The organism is Nostoc sp. NMS4, assembly GCF_017115095.1.
Taxonomy (GTDB): Bacteria; Cyanobacteriota; Cyanobacteriia; order Cyanobacteriales; family Nostocaceae; genus Nostoc.
This window is the reverse complement of the sequence record NZ_JABXKI010000275.1, coordinates 1-19342: the sequence shown is the minus strand read 5'-3', so window position 1 is coordinate 19342 and position 19342 is coordinate 1. Positions and strand designations below refer to the sequence as shown.

Here is a 19342-nt window from a genome sequence, read left to right as displayed (position 1 = left end):
ACTTCATGATCGTGTTCCAAGCAGAACACAACATCTTGATGCACCCCTTCCACCAGTTAGGTGTAGCTGGTGTATTCGGTGGAAGTTTGTTCTCTGCAATGCACGGTTCACTCGTAACTTCCTCCTTGGTTCGTGAAACCACCGAAACCGAGTCACAAAACTACGGTTACAAATTCGGTCAAGAAGAAGAAACCTACAACATCGTTGCGGCTCACGGCTACTTCGGTCGGTTAATCTTCCAATACGCTTCCTTCAACAACAGCCGTTCACTGCACTTCTTCCTCGCAGCATGGCCTGTAATCGGAATCTGGTTCACCGCCTTGGGTGTAAGCACAATGGCGTTCAACTTGAACGGTTTCAACTTCAACCAATCAATCATTGACTCTGAAGGTCGTGTGATTGCAACTTGGGCGGATGTAATCAACCGCGCTAACTTGGGTATGGAAGTAATGCACGAGCGTAACGCTCACAACTTCCCTCTAGATTTGGCTGCTGGTGATTCTGCTCCTGTAGCTCTTACTGCTCCTGCTATCAACGGTTAATTCTGAAGTTTAGCTAAATCAGAAAGCGCTCTCCTAAAAGGGGGGCGCTTTTTGTTTTTATGAGTTTTGTTAAGTCAAAAAGTTTCTTGAAATTTACTATGGTGTAGAATTAACTAAGTTAATGGAGATTTTGCTTGACCCCAGACAGAATTAGACTACACGCGAATGAGATTAAGCCCAGATTGCAAAGTCTAAGACGGAAAGCCTTGTATATAGAACCTAACTTGGCAACTCGGATTAATGAAATTGGAATTACACTGCTTAAATATAAAAATGAACTCATTGATAAAAAACAGTTTTTAATTGATTTTCTAAACGAATTTCATTATGATATTCAAACTTATATATATACCATCAAACCGATTTTAAGTTTACCACAAGAAAAAATAGAAGAATTTTGCCAGCAAAAGAATATATCATTGACCGAGTATTACTGGTACAGTGTAGTGTTATCTAATTGGTTGAGTAAGGAAGATCCAAAATTTTCATACTGGATAGAAAAACTATTATTAGAAGAGTATAAAGGTAATGATCAAAACTTAATTCTTGCACTTACTCAAAAAATTAATGCTAGGTCTGACGGTAGTGCTTCACATCGCTATATTCTAGATTTGTCAATGGCAACAGATTTACTTGTAAGCCATGTTCCTAGTCAATTTGAGCCTGTTTTTGTCCAGCTAAAAGGCATTCCCATCTTTCGGGATGGACAACGCAACCCAGATTTTATAAATGAGCAACAGCGATGGAACAGTACTCTGTCGTGTTGGTGTATTAAACGAGCTTTATTAGTTGCTCATAATCCTGAAGTCAACCTTCCAGACAATCTACTTATGTTAACAGATGCTATCCTGAAAGAGAGTAGCGATCGCCCATCTGAATTTCGTGCCTCTATAGTCTTCCATAAATAGCAAAATGAAGAACAATAGAAACATTTATAATCAATCCAACTCTCAGGTAGATGGTAAGTCTCTGCAAGCATCCCAACAATTACAGACTGATAAACAAACTTATGGTTCAGAGTATATTCATCTTTATGTTGATGATATAGAAGGCGACTGGCTAGAAAATTGGGATTGGGAAGATGATTTAAGAGATTATATTGATGCCTTTAATCATCATTGTCAGAATAGAAATTATCAATTTGCTATTGATACTTTGAATGCTTGCGATGAGCAACTGAAACATCCAGAAAATTATCAAAAAAGTGTAGACCTTTACAGACAGCTAGTAGGACTTTTGGAGCTAAAAATTATAAATCTATCAAGAATGGAACAAGAAATATTGCTCAAAGCAAAAGAACGTCTTGCTTTAGCGAACTCTTTAATTGAGCAAGTCAATCAACAAGATAAAGATGCTAAAGAAAAAATTATTATGAATATTATAGAACCAGAAGGGAATCGTATAGGATATATGAAAAAACTACTTGACAAAGTACACAACGGTGTTGTTAGAAAAACTTGGAAATTTGAATGCAGTGTTTATGAAGATGATACCGATACTTTTTCTAGTAAAGTAGGGAAGGCAAATAGTGGCGAATTTGTAGTAAAATTAGGCATCTGGGATGATGTTTTTGGTGGTGGTTATTATTTAAACATAGAAAATGGATCTGAAGAAAAAGAGAAAGTTGATGAACGTACAGAGTCGCCAACATTTTCTGTTGATGAATATAAATTAATAAAGGAGTATTTAAAAAAGCTTGATGCAGCAAAATGGCAAACTAAGTCAGTTGATTTAGATGCTTTACCTGAATAAATTAAATTTGATATATATTAATACTATAAATTTTAAATTTTGGCTAACCTTTTGCACATTAACTTTTTCAATAAGTCTAGGTAGAATACATAAGCCTCACTTTTTTCCTCAAAATCATGGGCAACACTTTTGGTCATCTATTTCGCATAACTACTTTTGGTGAATCTCACGGCGGCGGTGTGGGGGTTGTGATTGATGGTTGTCCTCCACAACTAGAAATTTCGGCAGAAGAAATTCAAGTGGAATTAGATAGAAGGCGACCCGGACAAAGTAAAATTACGACACCTCGCAAAGAAGCCGATACCTGCGAGATTTTATCAGGCGTATTTGAAGGCAAAACACTAGGAACGCCTATAGGAATTTTGGTACGGAACAAAGACGCTCGTTCGCAAGACTACGACGAGATGGCCGAGAAGTATCGCCCTTCTCACGCGGATGCAACTTATGATGCGAAATATGGCATTCGCAATTGGCAAGGCGGAGGTAGATCGTCAGCGCGTGAGACAATTGGCAGAGTAGCAGCAGGTGCGATCGCTAAAAAAATTCTCCGTCAAGTTGCCAATGTTGAAGTTATAGCTTACGTCAAGCGCATCAAGGACTTGGAAGGTGTAGTCGATCCAAATACTGTCACCTTAGAACAAGTGGAAAGTAATATCGTTCGCTGTCCCGATGCTGAATGTAGCGATCGCATGATTGAATTAATTGAGCAAGTTGGTAGACAAGGTGATTCTATTGGCGGTGTCGTAGAATGTGTAGCGCGTAATGTGCCGAAAGGTTTGGGCGAACCAGTATTTGATAAATTGGAAGCTGATATCGCTAAAGGTGTGATGTCTCTCCCTGCTAGCAAAGGCTTTGAAATCGGTTCCGGTTTTGGCGGAACGCTGTTAACGGGAATTGAGCATAACGACGAATATTATATTGATGAAAATGCTGAAATTCGCACTGTAACTAACCGTTCTGGTGGTATTCAGGGGGGAATTTCCAACGGGGAAAATATCATTTTACGAGTTGCATTTAAGCCGACGGCGACAATTAGAAAAGAGCAAAAAACAGTAACTCGTGAAGGTGAAGAAACCCTATTAGCTGCGAAAGGACGACACGATCCTTGTGTGTTACCGCGTGCAGTTCCAATGGTTGAGGCGATGGTGGCGCTGGTGTTGTGTGACCATTTGTTACGGCATCATGGACAATGTAAGGTGTTGTAGGGATTATAATTTGACTTTCAGAAAATATTTATGCTTCGAGGGTGAGTGTCTGACTCGCCCTTTTTTATCTGTATTGCTATAGTAGCGGATAACACATTTAACTACGTGCGATCGCATCTACTATCAATATGAGTAAAGAGTCTCCAAATCGCTTAAAACACTTTGCTGCTTTAAAGTCCAAGTACCAAGCAACTCAATATCAAGATTCATCACCCGCTAGTTTGCTGTATCTCATACTACGAAAACTTGACTTAGGAATTGAACTCAGTGACTTAGAATCTAATTGGTTGGGAGAGTCTCAGCTTGAGGAGACTTTAGAAGCTATCAAGCAAGAACAGCAATATAGATTGCAAGAATTCGGAAATCTAGAATTTGAATTCTCCAAGTTGAAGTCTAAGTATAAAGCTACAAATTATCACGGTTCCTGGCAATCTAGTCATCTCTATTTCATTCTTTTGAAACTGGAGTCAGGAAATTTCCTTGCTGATTCAGAAGTTCAATGGCTGAGAGGAACTGGTTTATATGAAACAAATCAAATTGCTCAAGAAGTAAAGCGATTTACTCAACTTAAATCTCAGTACAAAGCTACTAAATATCAAGACTCATATCCTGATAGTTTCCTGTATCAAATACTAAAAAAGTTAGAGGTTACAGAACGTTTAAGTAATTCTGAATATAATTGGCTGATCAATAACGAACTATTTGAAACAGCAGAGATTTTTCAACAACAAGAGTCAGTAAAAGAAACTCAATTTGCTCAATTACGAGATAAATACCAAGCTAATAAACACCTGGATTTATCATTATCGAGTCCACTATATCTAATACTGCAAAACATTGACGCAAAAGATAATTTGAGTGAGTCAGAAATTAACTGGCTCGAACAGCAAGGACTTAACGAAACAATTATCATTGCTCAAGAATTGGAACAAACACGAGAATTTGCTATCTTGAGATACAAGTATAAAGTAACTCATTATGAGGATTTATCGCCTAAGAGTCACCTGTATAAAGTTCTCAAAAGACTTGAGTTGTCCAATCAGTTAGGCGAACAGGATATTAACTTTCTCAAAAAACGCAAGCTTACTGAGACAATAGAAATTGCAAATGAAAAATACGCCTCTACCCTAAAATATAAGATAGATTCAGGAGAACTAATTAATGAATCAGAAATTGACTGGCTGGAAAAGAATGGGCGAGAAGATATAATTATTGTTGCTCAACAAAAGCATTTTGCAGCTTTGAAATTCAAATATGATGTTTTAGGCTATCAAGATAAATCACACACCAGTTTTTTATACACAATTTTGCAAAAACTTGAGTTAAAAGAGCGACTTGAACCAACAGATTTTGCTTGGCTTCAAGAGACTAAAATTAAAGTGCCTCAACCAACATATAGTTATTACACGCGGCAAAAAGAGCCTAAGTATCAAGAGAAGAATTTAGTCTCTGGTAAGATTTGGATTGCTTACCACACAATTGAAGCAAATTTCTATGAGCAGGAGTTTCAGCACACTGACAACAAATGGAACTTAGCAAATGCTAGTAGCCATTGGCGCAAAGCAGATAAACCAGAACAGGCATTGCAGCTGACGAATAATTTGGAATTCGACAAAATAAAAGAAAATAAACTCAAGTCAGCGTTGCTAACCAGCAGAGGTGGAGCATTTCGAGATATTGGAAAATTAGATGAGGCAGAAAATTGCGCCCGTAAAGCTATTGAGTATCAACCAAAAAGCCATCACCCTTATACTTTGATGGGAGCCATTTGTTTTGAAAGACATCAATATTCAGATGGTGAATATTGGTTTCAAGAAGCAATCAAACGTGGTGCTAATCCTAGAGATATGGATTCTGAAATCAAGCGAGTAGTGAAAAATGCTAAGGATGAAAATAAGCGTCGGGAAGTAATAGAATATTTACTGAAAAAAGATTCACAACGATATGCTTGGGCTAAATCTTATCTCAAAAAATCGTCAGACAATGGTAAATAAACTGGTTTGCATCACCAAACTACCAACATGACCAGATTCATCCATGACCAATTTGCCAAAGACTACCTCGAACAATTACTCACTCCTTACGGCGAAGTCCAAGCACCTAGACGAGTTGCAGGAGAACTTAGACAGATTGATGTTTATTTCATTCCCAAACCACAACCAAGAGACATACCAGGAACACTCGGATTATTAGGTCAAATTGTCACTACCCCTTCTCTACTTGAACCATTTCGTAACGCAGCCTCAGCTACAGAAATTTGCGATTGTCTCTTAAAATTATTAGAGGTGCGTGGCGATTTAAGCTAATCGTCATTCATTTTTCCAGAATGATTCGCTTGTAGTAAGGGCTTCAGCCCTGCTTTTATGCAACTTAAATGCCGATTAGCTTACAACGACAAGCAAATCGGAATAAAACTCGTATTCTAGAATCTGATTTACCAAAATTATGGATTCTTACCCCCACAGCATCCGCACAACTCTTATCAGGATTTGGTGCTAACCCAAAAGATGACTACCTGCCTGGAATATACTTCATGCCAGAATATTTGCGTACCGCGATAGTAACAATTCATCAGTTGCCACCTATCTCAGAAACCTTATGGCTGAGAATCATCGGTAAGGGAAACGTTCAAAAGCAAGCAATTGACGAACTAGAAGCACTTACTCCTGATAATCCTTTCCGAAAAGCAGCGTTAGAATTGCTGTACAACTTGCAACAAAACTTACAAGTCACTCAAAATAAAGACGAGGAAGATAGGGAATTGCTTATGCGATTAGCACCACTTTACCAACAAGACCGCGAACAAGCGATACAAGAAGGAGAACAACGGGGACTCCAAACAGGACTCCAAACAGGAATTCAGCAGGGAGAACGCTTAGTAGTGGAAAACTTGCTCAAAGTTCGCTTTGGTGAAATAGATAATGAGCTTCAAGCAATTATTGAACCTTTATTATTGTTACCGCCAGAAGAGTTTACGCCTTTACTGTTGCAGTTGTCTCGTGAAGAATTAATCCATCGGTTTTGCTAGTGTTTATCACATATCCTTTAATGAGTTTTATTTTGTCATGCTAATTGCATTTATAATCGGTCTTTTTTGGTAGTTAATATACATAAATTACAATTTTTACCGATTATTCTTGCTAAGACCGTGATACATTTTTAGATTCACGACTGATTAAATAAGTCGGGAATATTGTTGCTAATTTGTTGTAGCGATCGCTCAACAGTGTAAAATGTCTCGTATAGCGTTGCATTAAACAGACAAGGGCGATCGCTGATGTATAATATAGCAACTTAATATAAATAATTAAACATGGATTTTCTGACAGTTATAGGATTAGCTGCCGCCACAATAACCACAATCTCTTTTTTGCCGCAGATGTTTAAAACATGGCAAACAAAATCAGCCAAAGATGTTTCTTTGGTGACGCTGATTACATTCATAAGTGGTGTTTTTTTTGTGGCTAATCTATGGAATTTATTTACAATCCTTGCCCATTATTCTTGCTAACGCCGTAACATTGGTTTTTAACTTAATTATTCTATGGCTTAAAATTAAATATAGATAAACTTGCCTCTAACAAACACCTGTGACATCATCTGTATTTGACTCTGAACGCCTTCTATTTACACCTACCACCCCAGACACCAACGCTATCCCCATAATCTTCGCCTTTCCCAACGAGTACAGCGTAGGTATCACTAGCCTTGGTTATCAGGTAGTTTGGGCAACCTTGGCAATGCGTGATGATGTGCAGGTGAGTCGCCTGTTTACCGATACTCACGAACAACTCCCCAGAACACCGGAAATTGTGGGATTTTCGATTTCGTGGGAACTGGATTATGTGAATATTTTAAATTTGCTGGAATCTTTAGAAATTCCAATTCGAGGAACCTCTCGTGATGATTCTCATCCGATAATTTTTGGTGGTGGCCCAGTTCTCACTGCTAACCCCGAACCTTTTGCAGATTTTTTTGATGTGGTTTTACTGGGAGATGGCGAAAACCTGTTAGGGAATTTTATTGAGGCTTATAAAGAAGTCAGAAATGCCTCAAGACAAACTCAACTAAAAAGACTTGCACAAATACCAGGAATTTATGTACCAAGTTTGTATGAGGTGGAATATCACACAAGAGACGGTGAAGTAAAGTCTATTAAACCAATTTCTCCCGAAATTCCCGCAGTGGTGCAAAAACAAACTTATAGAGGAAATACACTATCGGCATCTACTGTAGTCACCGAAAAAGCGGCATGGGAAAATATTTACATGGTGGAAGTGGTGAGAAGTTGTCCAGAAATGTGCCGCTTTTGTTTAGCGAGTTATCTCACCCTGCCTTTTAGAACAGCCAGTCTGGAAGATTCATTAATTCCAGCGATCGCAAAAGGTTTAGAAGTCACAAATCGGTTAGGATTATTAGGGGCTTCAGTCACTCAACATCCAGAATTTGAGGCGTTGCTAGATTATATTAGTCAGCCAAAGTATGATAATGTCCGTCTCAGTATTGCCTCAGTGCGAACTAATACTGTAACAGTCCAGTTAGCAGAAACTTTGACGAAACGAGACACGCGATCGCTTACCATTGCAGTAGAGAGTGGTTCTGAAAAAATTCGGCAAATCGTCAACAAAAAGCTGCATAACGACGAAATCATCCAAGCAGCCATAAATGCCAAAGCTGGCGGATTAAAAAGCTTGAAACTCTACGGAATGGCCGGAATTCCTGGTGAAGAAGCAGAAGATTTAGAGCAAACCGTGGCGATGATGCGTAATATCAAAAAAGCTGCACCGGGATTGCGCTTAACATACGGATGCAGCACCTTTGTACCCAAAGCACATACGCCGTTTCAATGGTTTGGGGTGAATCGCCAAGCCGAAAAGCGGTTGCAGTTTTTGCAAAAACAGCTAAAACCACAAGGGATAGAATTTCGACCCGAAAGCTATAATTGGTCGATTATACAGGCTTTGTTATCGAGAGGCGATCGTAGACTCTCCCAACTTCTTGAACTTACTCGTGACTTTGGCGATTCCTTGGGTAGCTACAAACGTGCTTTCAAACAACTCAAAGGACAAACCCCCGACTTAGATTTCTACGTCCACGCCGAATGGTCAACAGAAAAAGTATTACCCTGGAGCCACTTGCAAGGGCCTCTGCCACAGTCTACACTACTAAAGCATTTGGCTGATGCTAAGAGTTATATCAATCCATCCCCAAAAGAATTACAGCCAGTATTGGGGACTACGAACTAAGGAGTAGGGGAGTGGGGAGATGAGGGAGCAATCAATTCAAAATTCAAAATTAAAGAACTCCTACTAACTAACTCCTAACTCCTAACTCAGCACTCCTAACGCCCAATGCCCCATGCCCAATGCCCAATACCATTAAATCCATAGCTGAAAACTTGATGCAAAACACAGCTGAGTATTACTGCGCTTATTGCGGCGAACCAAACTTAACTTTTATTGACTTGAGTGCTGGGGGAGAGCAATCTTACGTTGAAGATTGTCAAGTTTGCTGTAACCCAAATATTTTGTACGTGCGGGTTGATGAAGATACCCTAGATATCGAAATTGATACCGAATCCGAAAGTTGAATTTTAGGTTTTTCTTTCCATGCTGCACTTTAAACATTCCTCAATCATTAATGCCTCACCAGAAGTAGTTTGGAAATTTCACGAAAGGCCAGATATTTTACAACTGTTGAATCCACCTTGGCAGCCAGTCCAAATAGTTCGTCGTGAAGGAGGGCTGAACGTTGGCGCTATCACCGAATTTCGCTTGTTTCTCGGCCCATTACCCTTAACTTGGTTAGCGCGTCATACTGAATGTGAAAAATATCGCCTGTTTACCGACGAACAAATATCTGGCCCTTTTGAGTATTGGGTACATCGACATGAATTTGAATCGGAAAATGGCAAAACCAGATTAACCGACGCTATTTCCTTCTCTATGCCTGGTGGAGGAGCAGTTGAATTTGTCAGTGGTTGGCTAGTGCAAGCGCAACTAGAAGCTATGTTTCGTTACCGCCACTATGTAACTAAACGTGAGTGTGAATAAGTAGGTAAGCGTAAATTTTGTCGTTGAGATAAGGCAGGAGGCAGCAGGGAAACGGGTTTTAGCCTTTGTTGGTCTAGCGGTTGTTATGTGTAATACTAGTTAAAGTATCTTAATCTTTCTAAACATCTTAAAGTTTAGGCACTATCCAATGCAAAAGGCTCACCACTAATAGAGTTTTCTGGCTGGTGGTTAGTGCTTTTTGTGGTGACTATATTTTAGGAATTTTTACCTGAATACTAGGCGGAGTAAAAGCGTGATTCAATTAGAACAACCACCCAGTCATCAAACAAAACTGACTCTAGCAGTGAAAAGTAAATCTCAGTTTAAAGGACTTTTTATTGCTATTGTCATTGTGAGTGTCTGGGTTATTAGCTTGAGTTTATTACTTCCCCTTGACATCTCCAAGTTAAAACTTTGGATGCTATTGCCTAGCATAGCTTGGCAAACATTTTTATATACGGGATTATTTATTACATCTCATGATGCCATGCATGGGGTAGTGTTTCCCCAAAACAGCAAAATTAATCATCTGATTGGGACATTAACCCTATCTCTTTATGGTCTTTTACCCTATAAAAAACTATTAAAAAAGCATTGGTTACATCACCAAAATCCAGCAACTCAAATAGACCCAGATTTCCATAATGGTAAACATAAAAACTTTTTTGCTTGGTATTTTCATTTTATGAAAGGTTACTGGAGTTGGGGACAAATTATTGCTCTGACTCTTATTTATCAATTTGCTAATCACATCTTTCATATACACCATGCTAATCTAATAACCTTTTGGGTACTTCCTTCGCTTTTAAGTTCACTCCAATTATTTTATTTTGGTACTTTTCTCCCACATAGTGAACCAATCACAGGTTATATTCAACCTCATTACGCCCAAACAATTAGCCGTCCAATTTGGTGGTCATTTATCACGTGCTATCATTTTGGCTATCACGAAGAACACCACGAGTATCCCCATCTTCCTTGGTGGCAGTTACCAGAAATTTACAAAGCAAAATAATTCTTGTTTTTCTAATAAATAAGTGGGCGTGAATAATTAAAGGTTTGTAGTCAGTGTCTCCAGCCCTTAAAATAAATCTGGGGCTGCTTACTAAGAGCAAATTTATTCTACTTATGCCAATTAATAATTATCGTCTTGTAACTTATAGCCCTGCTTATACAATCGTTCCCACTTACGAGTGCTTTAATCGGTGTAGCTACTGTAACTTTCGCAGTGAACCGGGTAAAAGTCCTTGGATGAGTCTTTCAGATGCAGACAGTATTTTAAAAGCACTTCAAAGCGAAAAAGTCTGTGAAATCCTCATACTTAGCGGTGAAGTGCATCCCCATTCGCCAAAGCGTCAGGCGTGGTTTGAGCGGATTTATGATTTGTGTGAATTAGCGCTTTCAATGGGGTTTTTACCTCACACAAATGCAGGCCCACTGAGTTTTGAAGAAATGCAAAAGCTCAAGCGTGTGAATGTTTCAATGGGGCTGATGTTGGAACAGTTAACGCCAACATTGTTAAATAGTGTACATCGGCACGCACCGAGTAAACTACCAGAAGTTCGTTTACAACAATTGCAATGGGCGGGAGAGTTGCAGATTCCCTTTACAACTGGGTTACTGTTGGGAATCGGGGAAACTGTAGATGATTGCTGGGAAACATTGACAGCTATATCTGAACTGCATCAACATTATCACCATATTCAAGAAGTTATCCTGCAACCTCATAGTCCAGGATATCAGCAAAGCTTTGATGCACCACATTTTAACCCTCATCAGTTACCAGAAGTAATTGCTAAAGCACGTCAGATTTTACCGCCAGATATTACTATTCAAATTCCGCCGAATTTAGTTAAAGATGACCGATGGTTACTCGCTTGTATCGAAGCTGGTGCGCGAGATTTAGGTGGAATCGGGCCAAAAGATGAGGTGAATCCCGATTATCCTCATATACAGGAACAGGCATTAAGAGAAATTTTACAACCTGCGGGGTGGGAATTGGTGGCGCGTTTACCGATTTACCCGCAATTTGATAGCTGGTTGTCGGGGGAGTTACAAAAAGCCGTGAAGCACTGGCGCAAGACTCTAACCCCAGTTTCTCTTTTGTAAGAATAGGGAAGTAGAGATTTTCCCATCTCGGAGTAATTTTTTTGCTGACGAGTCTTTGAGGTGCGTTAATGAGCCTTTGAACTCCGTTAATGAGCCTTTGAACTCCGTTAACGAGTATTTCAACTGGATTCATCTACCTGAGTTCTGTATAATCTCGATTATTATCAGCATCATTGCTATATTTTTTACCTATGGTTAATAGTACTGACTTACTCGCAAACCTCTACAACGCTTTTAACCCCTTTGAACCCTTACCCGCAGGTGATCCAAAATATGTAGATTGTCAGGATGTGCGGGGAGATGCCGATATTTTGCAAGAATTGGGAAATCGGATGCAATTGGCAAATACAAATACTTGCCAATTGTATTCTGGTCATCGGGGTGCGGGGAAGTCTACAGAATTACTCAGATTAAAGAAATATTTAGAAAATCGGAAATTTTATGTTGTGTATTTTGCGGCTGATGAAGAGGATATCGATTCTGAAGATGCCCAATATACAGATATTCTCCTCGCCTGTACCCGGCGTTTGCTCAAAGATTTAAAAGGAATTGCTAGTCCTCGCCCGATACTCGACTGGTTGAAAGATCGTTGGGTAGATTTAAAAGATTTGGCGCTGACTCCCATAGAGTTTGAGAAGATGGCTGTAGAAGTGCAGCTTGCTCAATTCGCCAAGTTGACCGCGAATTTAAGAGCTGTTCCTGAATTACGCCAGAAGATTCGCCAGAAAATCGATCCTCACACTGTCACTTTAATTCAGGTGTTAAATGAGTTTCTGGTAGATGCAAAACACAACTTACCTAATGGCTACAATAAACTGGCGGTAATTGTCGATAATTTAGACCGGATGGTGTTAGTTAAAGACGGCGATGGCCGCACCAACTATGAGGAAGTCTTTTTAGACCGCAGCGAACAACTCCAAGCTTTAGATTGCCATTTGATTTACACTGTCCCCATTTCAATGGTCTATTCTACCAGAGCAACAGACCTCAGAGATATCTACGGCGACCCCCAAATTTTGCCGATGATTATGGTAAACACTCTCAAGGGCGAAGTTTATCAGCCAGGACTCAAGAAAGTTAAGGAAGTAATTAACAAGCGAGTCCGGCAAATTGCCCCCGAACTATCACTAGAAACAGAAATTTTCGACAGTCCCCAAACCTTAGACAGACTCTGTTTGATGAGTGGAGGTCATGTGAGGAATTTGCTATTGTTAACTCAAGATGCCATTGGACGCACTGAAGAGTTACCTGTTTCAGAAAAGGCGGTGCGACGAGCAATTACTCAAGCCAGAGATACTTATCGCCGCGCTGTGGAAAATCATCAATGGTGTCTGTTAGCGGAAGTGTCTTCTTCTAAGCGCATTATTAATGATGACTTGTATCGGAGTTTGATGTATAACCGTTGTCTTTTAGAATACCGCTATTTAGATGATGATGGAGAGATGCAGCGTTGGTATGATATTCATCCATTGATTCAAGGAATTCCAGAATTTAAAGAAGCCGTAGCGAAACTTTCATGAACCCAAATTTAAGTGATTGGGATGATGATTTACCCCCAGAACCAGAAGAAGCTTATCAAGACTTGCTTCGCGCACTGAAGCGTAAATCAGGATTTGGTTTGTTTTTTATCCAATGTACACCAGGAGAAGCAGACAAATTTATTGTCAAACTTCCCCAGGAGATTCTGCAGAAGAAGATTGCAGTTTTGCGCTTGGTTGAGACGATTGATAATTTATATCAGCCAGTAGCAGAGTTTATTAAAGACAAGCAAGTTGATATTTTATTGATTAAAGGTCTAGAATATTCTTTATATAAGTATGAAAAAAGAAGTTTTGGCGAAATTACGGAAGGTCAATTTAGTAATTTAACCAGTGTTCCGCATATTTTAAATCACTTAAACCAACAGCGAGAACGCTTTAGAGATGATTTTCCTATTACCTTTGTTTTTCTTTTGCGTTCATTTTCGATAAATTATTTTATTCATCGCGCCCCAGATTTTTTTGATTGGCGCTCTGGGGTGTTTGAATTGCCAACAACACCAGAGGTGGTAGAACAAGAATCAAATCGTCTAACAGATGAAGTAGACTATGGGGAATATTTGAAACTTAGCCCTGAACAAAAAATTGAGAAAGTCCTAGAAATTCAAGACTTACTGGCAGAAAAACATCAGCCAGAGAATCGTCAGGCAAGTTTACAACGTGAACTGGGTAGGTTGTTACGTTCTGCAAATGAATTTGAAGCTGCGATCACATCCTACGACCAAGCACTGAAATTTAAACCAGATTACCACGAAGCTTGGAACAATCGGGGCATTGCTCTATATAATTTAAGACGCAATGAAGAGGCGATCGCATCCTACGACCAAGCACTGAAATTTAAACCAGATTACCACGAAGCTTGGTACAATCAGGGCATTGCACTAAGACATTTAGGACGCAATGAAGAAGCGATTGCATCCTACGACCAAGCACTGAAATTTAAACCTGATGACCACGAAGCTTGGAACAATCGCGGCAATGTGCTACGCAATTTAGGACGCACTGAAGAAGCGATCGCATCCTACGACCAAGCACTGAAATTTAAACCTGATTATCACCAAGCTTGGAACAATCGGGGCTATGCGCTAGGCAATTTAGGACGCAATGAAGAAGCGATCACCGACTACGACCAAGCACTGAAAATTAAACCAGATCACCACGAAGCTTGGAACAATCGCGGCATTGCGCTAGATGATTTAGGACGCACTGAAGAAGCGATCGCCGACTACGACCAAGCACTGAAAATTAAACCAGATTTACACCAAGCTTGGTACAAGAAAGCTTGTTATTATGCCCTTCAAGGCAATATTGAGCAAGCGCTAGAAAACTTACAACAAGCAATTAATCTTAGTCCTGATAAATATCGAGAGATGGCAAAAATTGACTCAGATTTTGATGGTATTCGGGAAGATGAGCGCTTTCAAGCTTTAATTCAATAAACCCTATAAAGACTAAACTAATGTAGCGATTAATGTAGCGATCTCCTTCATACTTCTAGTGAAAATCCTAACTGAAATTAAAAACGATCGCCCTGATAAAAATCATGTCACAACTTAAAATTGACTATCCAGAAACCTTACCAGATGCCTTACAGCAAACGCGAGAACAGTTTGAACAAGAAGCAAAAATGGCGATCGCAGTTAAACTATTTGAAATGAAACGTATTTCTTCTGGTTTAGCTGCACAGTTAGCAGGTATAGATAGGGTAACTTTTTTACTTAATTTACACCGTTATGGTATAGCGATGATTGATTTAACAGAAGAGGAACTTATCTCTGATTTAGCGAATGCTTGAAACTAATATAGCGGTTCTCAGTTGAGTGAGGTATAAGAACCCCACCCCCCAACCCCCTCCCCGCAAGCGAGGAGCTTGCTCTGATGTACCTCATTATGATTAGCAAATATATATTTGAATCTTACTCCCCTTCCCTTGTAGGGAAGGGGGTTGGGGGTTAGGTCACTATTTCACTCAACTAAACACCACCAAAATAACCTCAAATCAATATCCCCGTGAACTAATTCATAACGCATCCTTCAAAGGAGAGAGATAGGAGCCTAAACCCTGTTGTAAAATAGACATATAAGGATTCGGGGGGCCATTTAACTGGTCAAAAACGCCTATAGAAACTATTTTTGGAAATCTCCAAGGTCTGAAGTCCAGCCAGCTGAAGCAACTACAGAGGCTGTACCACCAGCGCATACCAGGCGATCGCATCACCACGCCTGATTTTTCCCAGCGTCTGGCAGCAATTAGCACAGAAGTCAATCAGCCTGTGTGCGCCTACATCAACCGTCGCGGACAAGTGATTCGCGTCGGCGTAGGCACACCGCGCCAAACGCAAATACCACCGATGGAATTGCCCCGTTACGGTGCAGAACGACTCAGTGGTATTCGTTGTATTGCCACCCATCTGAAGCCAGAACCGCCCAATGAAGCGGCGCTCACGGCTATGGCACTGCAACGCTTAGATGCCCTAGTTGTCCTAAATATTACCGGAACCGGATTTACACGGCGGGGAGGCGGTGCGACTGGGTATGTTAAAGAAGCTTATCTCGCTCATCTGACACCCCAAGAGTCTCGCACCCTGATTACTAGTCCTGCTGCTCCCAAAATAGGGGAAAGCCAAATCCAATCCCCAAGTTGGAATATATCGCCACCTCTGGATTTGGACGATCTCGCAGACCAAGATTTAGTAGACTTGGTAGAAAATCTGGAAGCGGAATTTCAACGAGAATTTATCGCCCAGGAAGTAGATGCTGACCACGATCGCGTGCTGATTGTGGGGCTGATGACCAGTGAGATAACTCCCCTACAATTCCAAGACAACCTAGTGGAATTGGCGCGTTTAGTTGATACAGCTGGGGGAGATGTATTACAGACAATACAACAAAAGCGATCGCGCATTCATCCTCAAACTGTAGTTGGCGAAGGTAAGGTGCAAGAAATTGCCCTAACAGCCCAAACACTAGGAGTCAATCTCGTTGTCTTCGACCGCGATCTCTCACCCTCCCAAGTCCGCAACTTAGAAATGCAAATTGGTATCCGAGTGGTTGATCGTACCGAAGTAATTTTGGATATCTTCGCTCAACGCGCTCAGTCTCGTGCCGGTAAGTTGCAAGTAGAACTAGCACAGTTAGAATACATGCAACCGCGACTGGCTGGTAGAGGTCGCACCATGTCCCGATTAGGTGGTGGTATTGGGACTCGTGGCCCTGGTGAAACAAAATTAGAAACAGAACGCCGTGCGATCGGGCAGCGCATATCCCGACTGCAAAAAGAAGTAACTCAGTTGCAAGCCCATCGTTCGCGGTTACGGCAACGACGGCAACATCGGGAAGTTCCCTCAGTGGCTTTGGTTGGATATACCAACGCTGGCAAGTCCACTTTGCTGAATGCGCTCACTAACGCAGAAGTTTATACAGCCGACCAGTTATTTGCCACCCTCGATCCTACCACCCGCCGCCTAGTGATTCCTTATGGCGAAACAAATGAACATCAGGAAATTCTGATTACAGATACAGTAGGGTTTATACACGAACTACCTGCATCGTTAATGGATGCCTTTCGCGCCACCTTGGAGGAAGTCACAGAAGCCGATGCCCTACTACATTTGGTAGATTTGTCTCACCCCGCTTGGTTACGTCATATTCGCTCAGTCAGAGAAATTTTGGCACAAATGCCAATAACTCCTGGACCGGCACTAGTTGTTTTTAACAAGATCGATCAAGCCAATAGTGAGACACTAGCTCTAGCTAGAGAAGAATTTCCCCTTGCGGTATTTATTTCTGCGAGTCAGCGCTTAGGATTAGAAACCTTGCGTCAGCGTCTTGCCAAGCTGATTGAATACGCCGTTGACTCTCAGTAAATACCGACAATAAATTTTGAATTTATAAAAACTAATGCCGTAGTTAATATAACTACGGCATTAGTTTTAGATATTTATACTGTTTTGTACTGTATTTAAGCTCTAATAATGACTGTGGAATTTGCTAAATGACAATATATAAAAAACGTGCTAAAACTGATGGCTAATGGTTATTTTTATTTTCTACTTGATACAGCAATGAATTTCATATTTTAGACAGACACTAATACTGGTATTCTTCTCTTAAAATTTATTCTTTTATTAAAAAGTCTACATTAGCCTTCTAGTTTTTGTTTACAACTTTCCATAACTCACTATCTTAGCTACTAAGATTTATGCAATCAGATTCACAGCAGTTAGAATTCAAAAGCATCAAAGTTCAGCTTCTTTTAGCTGGAGGACATCAGTACACAATTTATTTAAATTCAGATGCGCCTGTACTGCATAGTCTGCTAACAATAATTGTGGCTCGTGCCTCAAACGAATCTACTTCTAACTGTTTATTTCAAATTTCCTTAGATGATGGAAATTCTGCTTTGTGCTTTTCCAGTGAACATCTTATTGGTGTAATCACGGAACCACCTATTTGGGTAAAGCAAATGGAAGATATAGCAATCCTAAATCTTTCTTGAGAGATAAGCTGAGATGCTTATAAATATGTAATTTTAACTACGTATTCTCTTACATTTCAATTCCGATTGACATATAACCATTATAAATACTAAAGATTAGATTTAATGAATATTTTTATTAGCCGTAATTACTTGGTTATTTGATTGTAATTAAAAAATATTCTATAAATTATTAGCTAACAAGAAAATGCCATTGTAAAAATACTGAAAAATCTCAAACAGAGTAAAAGAAATATTTTTCTTCTTCTAAAATAAAACTTTAGTAAATATGTAAATAAAAGCTAGACTATCTGCGTAGATAGGTATAAAACTATATATGTAATGGGTGAAAAAAGTCAGTTTCAAAGATTTAGATGCGCTGATATCAGTTGGGACTATCTAACGATTAGAAATAGTCAATAAGCAAACTAGTTTTACTGGCATTAATTCTTATATAGCTTGCTGCTCAATAAAAGCTTGCAGCAAGCTATATAGCAAATTAGTTTGTCTAGTTCCTTATTCTGATTTCAAATATCTTGAGCCAACTTGAGATGCAGTCATTTAATTTATTAGTCAATAACAAAGGAGTTTAGACCAAGTGTCTCAAATATATTCACAGAAAGTATTAGGTTATATAACCTGTGGTTTATCATCACTAGCTCTAGTAATAGGCTCACAAGTTCCTAGAGCAGAAGCTATTACCTTTACAGGTTCATCTGGTAATCTGGGCGCATCGGCAGATTTTCAGCTTAACGGCGATATATTAACTCTCAAACTAACCAATACTAGCTCAAAAGATGTTTTAGCTCCTACAGATTTGCTAACAGGGGTTTTCTTCAATGCATCTAAATCTCTGAATCTGGTGAGTGCAACACTAGGACTTGGTTCTAAGGTTTACCAAAATGGTTATGCATCTCTTTTACAACCTATTAATTTATCAGTTGCTAGCTTGAATGGTGGTTGGCAGTATCAGTCCAATATTAGTAACTCCAGCTTACAAGGCATCAATCAAGGTATCGGTACTGCTGGCTTTGGAATTTTTAATGGAAACTTAACAGGTAACGGTAACCAATTTGATTACGGGCTTTTGAGCGCGAGTTCAAATTTGACTACAAATGCTAATAAACCAGTACAAGAAACTTCTTTAATTGAAAATTCCCTTATCTTCACATTTTTGGGAGCTTCCAGTTTAACTGAATCTAGCTTCAATAACGTTATCTTCCAATACGGCACAAACCTTAGCGAACCTCAGGTTGCTGGAAAAATCACAGCAGATGCCAAAGCAGGGGTTAATACACCAGTCAATACAGTTGACACAACATTCAAACAACTAGCTGACAAACTAGCAGCGGACAAACTAGCGCAAGATGCAGCGAAAACAGCCACAACTGAAACAGCAATGGCTGACAAAGTAGCAAAAGCAGCGAAAGAAGCATCTGATAACGCAGCCATTGAGTTAGCTAAGGCAGAAGAAGCAACAAAAACAGCAAAACTAGGAGCTGACAAAGCTCTGACAGACGCTAGCACCAAAAAAGCTGATGCTGACAAAGCTCTGACAGACGCTAGCACCAAAAAAGCTGATGCTGATAAAGCTCTGACAGACGCTAACACCAAGAAAGCTGATGCTGATAAAGCTCTGACAGACGCTAACACCAAGAAAGCTGAT

18 protein-coding genes and 2 pseudogenes are annotated in these 19342 nt (G+C 39.8%); 18 read left to right on the top strand and 2 right to left on the bottom strand.

Annotation, left to right across the window (positions count from 1 at the left end):
* The 6 genes and pseudogenes from HWQ37_RS25670 to HWQ37_RS25645 form a co-directional block, all read left to right on the top strand.
* Nucleotides 1–542 (top strand): photosynthetic reaction center family protein (locus HWQ37_RS25670; RefSeq protein ID WP_465249720.1); only part of this gene is annotated, 542 nt, incomplete at its 5' end.
* A gap of 206 nt (nt 543–748) precedes the next feature.
* Nucleotides 749–1450 (top strand): hypothetical protein, encoded by a 702-nt coding sequence (locus HWQ37_RS25665; RefSeq protein ID WP_292752647.1) that lies wholly within the window; start codon nt 749–751, stop codon nt 1448–1450.
* A 4-nt stretch (nt 1451–1454) separates the two neighbouring features.
* A complete protein-coding gene (locus tag HWQ37_RS25660; protein ID WP_292752644.1) occupies nt 1455–2294 on the top strand; it encodes a hypothetical protein in 840 nt (279 codons plus the stop codon).
* 116 nt (nt 2295–2410) lie between these two features.
* Complete coding sequence (gene aroC, locus HWQ37_RS25655) at nt 2411–3499, top strand: chorismate synthase (protein WP_292752641.1); 1089 nt, start codon at nt 2411–2413, stop codon at nt 3497–3499.
* 128 nt (nt 3500–3627) lie between these two features.
* A complete protein-coding gene (locus tag HWQ37_RS25650) occupies nt 3628–5493 on the top strand; it encodes a hypothetical protein (protein WP_292752638.1) in 1866 nt (621 codons plus the stop codon).
* A gap of 27 nt (nt 5494–5520) precedes the next feature.
* Nucleotides 5521–6527 (top strand): annotated as a pseudogene (locus HWQ37_RS25645) (RpnC/YadD family protein).
* Nucleotides 6528–6793: 266 nt separating this feature from the next.
* Here HWQ37_RS25645 and HWQ37_RS25640 read toward each other — a convergent pair.
* Nucleotides 6794–6943 (bottom strand): hypothetical protein, encoded by a 150-nt coding sequence (locus HWQ37_RS25640; RefSeq protein WP_292752659.1) that lies wholly within the window; start codon nt 6941–6943, stop codon nt 6794–6796.
* Here HWQ37_RS25640 and HWQ37_RS25635 point away from each other — a divergent pair.
* The 9 genes and pseudogenes from HWQ37_RS25635 to HWQ37_RS25595 all read left to right on the top strand — a co-directional run bounded on the left by HWQ37_RS25635 (nt 6870) and on the right by HWQ37_RS25595 (nt 14994).
* Nucleotides 6870–7068, top strand: a pseudogene (locus HWQ37_RS25635) (SemiSWEET transporter). The gene HWQ37_RS25640 and the pseudogene HWQ37_RS25635 overlap by 74 nt on opposite strands.
* 21 nt (nt 7069–7089) lie before the next feature.
* Nucleotides 7090–8745, top strand: coding sequence for a B12-binding domain-containing radical SAM protein (locus tag HWQ37_RS25630; protein WP_292752636.1), 1656 nt, complete (start codon nt 7090–7092; stop codon nt 8743–8745).
* Between the two features lie 155 nt (nt 8746–8900).
* Nucleotides 8901–9089 carry a CPXCG motif-containing cysteine-rich protein gene (locus HWQ37_RS25625; RefSeq protein WP_292752656.1) on the top strand — a complete coding sequence of 63 codons (189 nt, stop codon included), beginning with the start codon at nt 8901–8903 and terminating at the stop codon, nt 9087–9089.
* 19 nt (nt 9090–9108) lie between these two features.
* Complete coding sequence (locus HWQ37_RS25620) at nt 9109–9552, top strand: SRPBCC family protein (RefSeq protein WP_292752633.1); 444 nt, start codon at nt 9109–9111, stop codon at nt 9550–9552.
* A 253-nt stretch (nt 9553–9805) separates the two neighbouring features.
* Complete coding sequence (crtW, locus tag HWQ37_RS25615) at nt 9806–10567, top strand: beta-carotene ketolase CrtW (RefSeq protein WP_292752631.1); 762 nt, start codon at nt 9806–9808, stop codon at nt 10565–10567.
* A gap of 113 nt (nt 10568–10680) precedes the next feature.
* Nucleotides 10681–11661, top strand: a complete 981-nt coding sequence (gene cofG, locus HWQ37_RS25610) for a 7,8-didemethyl-8-hydroxy-5-deazariboflavin synthase subunit CofG (protein ID WP_292752629.1) — start codon at nt 10681–10683, stop codon at nt 11659–11661.
* Between the two features lie 191 nt (nt 11662–11852).
* Nucleotides 11853–13181 (top strand): P-loop NTPase family protein, encoded by a 1329-nt coding sequence (locus tag HWQ37_RS25605; protein ID WP_292752627.1) that lies wholly within the window; start codon nt 11853–11855, stop codon nt 13179–13181.
* The gene (locus HWQ37_RS25600; protein WP_292752625.1) at nt 13178–14638 is read left to right on the top strand and encodes a tetratricopeptide repeat protein; all 1461 of its coding nucleotides are present in this window, start codon (nt 13178–13180) and stop codon (nt 14636–14638) included. Before HWQ37_RS25605 ends, HWQ37_RS25600 begins: the two co-directional genes overlap by 4 nt.
* 101 nt (nt 14639–14739) lie before the next feature.
* Nucleotides 14740–14994 (top strand): UPF0175 family protein, encoded by a 255-nt coding sequence (locus HWQ37_RS25595; RefSeq protein WP_292752653.1) that lies wholly within the window; start codon nt 14740–14742, stop codon nt 14992–14994.
* Between the two features lie 225 nt (nt 14995–15219).
* Here HWQ37_RS25595 and HWQ37_RS25590 read toward each other — a convergent pair whose 3' ends face one another.
* Nucleotides 15220–15465, bottom strand: coding sequence for a hypothetical protein (locus tag HWQ37_RS25590; RefSeq protein WP_292752622.1), 246 nt, complete (start codon nt 15463–15465; stop codon nt 15220–15222).
* Here HWQ37_RS25590 and hflX point away from each other — a divergent pair.
* From hflX to HWQ37_RS25575, 3 genes are all read left to right on the top strand, one after another.
* On the top strand, nt 15350–17065 hold the full coding sequence (hflX, locus tag HWQ37_RS25585; protein ID WP_292752650.1) for a GTPase HflX: 1716 nt from the start codon (nt 15350–15352) through the stop codon (nt 17063–17065). The two genes, HWQ37_RS25590 and hflX, sit on opposite strands and share 116 nt — an antisense overlap.
* Nucleotides 17066–17400: 335 nt before the next feature.
* On the top strand, nt 17401–17697 hold the full coding sequence (locus tag HWQ37_RS25580; protein WP_292752619.1) for a hypothetical protein: 297 nt from the start codon (nt 17401–17403) through the stop codon (nt 17695–17697).
* Nucleotides 17698–18274: 577 nt separating this feature from the next.
* Nucleotides 18275–19342 (top strand): XDD4 family exosortase-dependent surface protein (locus HWQ37_RS25575; protein WP_292752616.1); only part of this gene is annotated, 1068 nt, incomplete at its 3' end.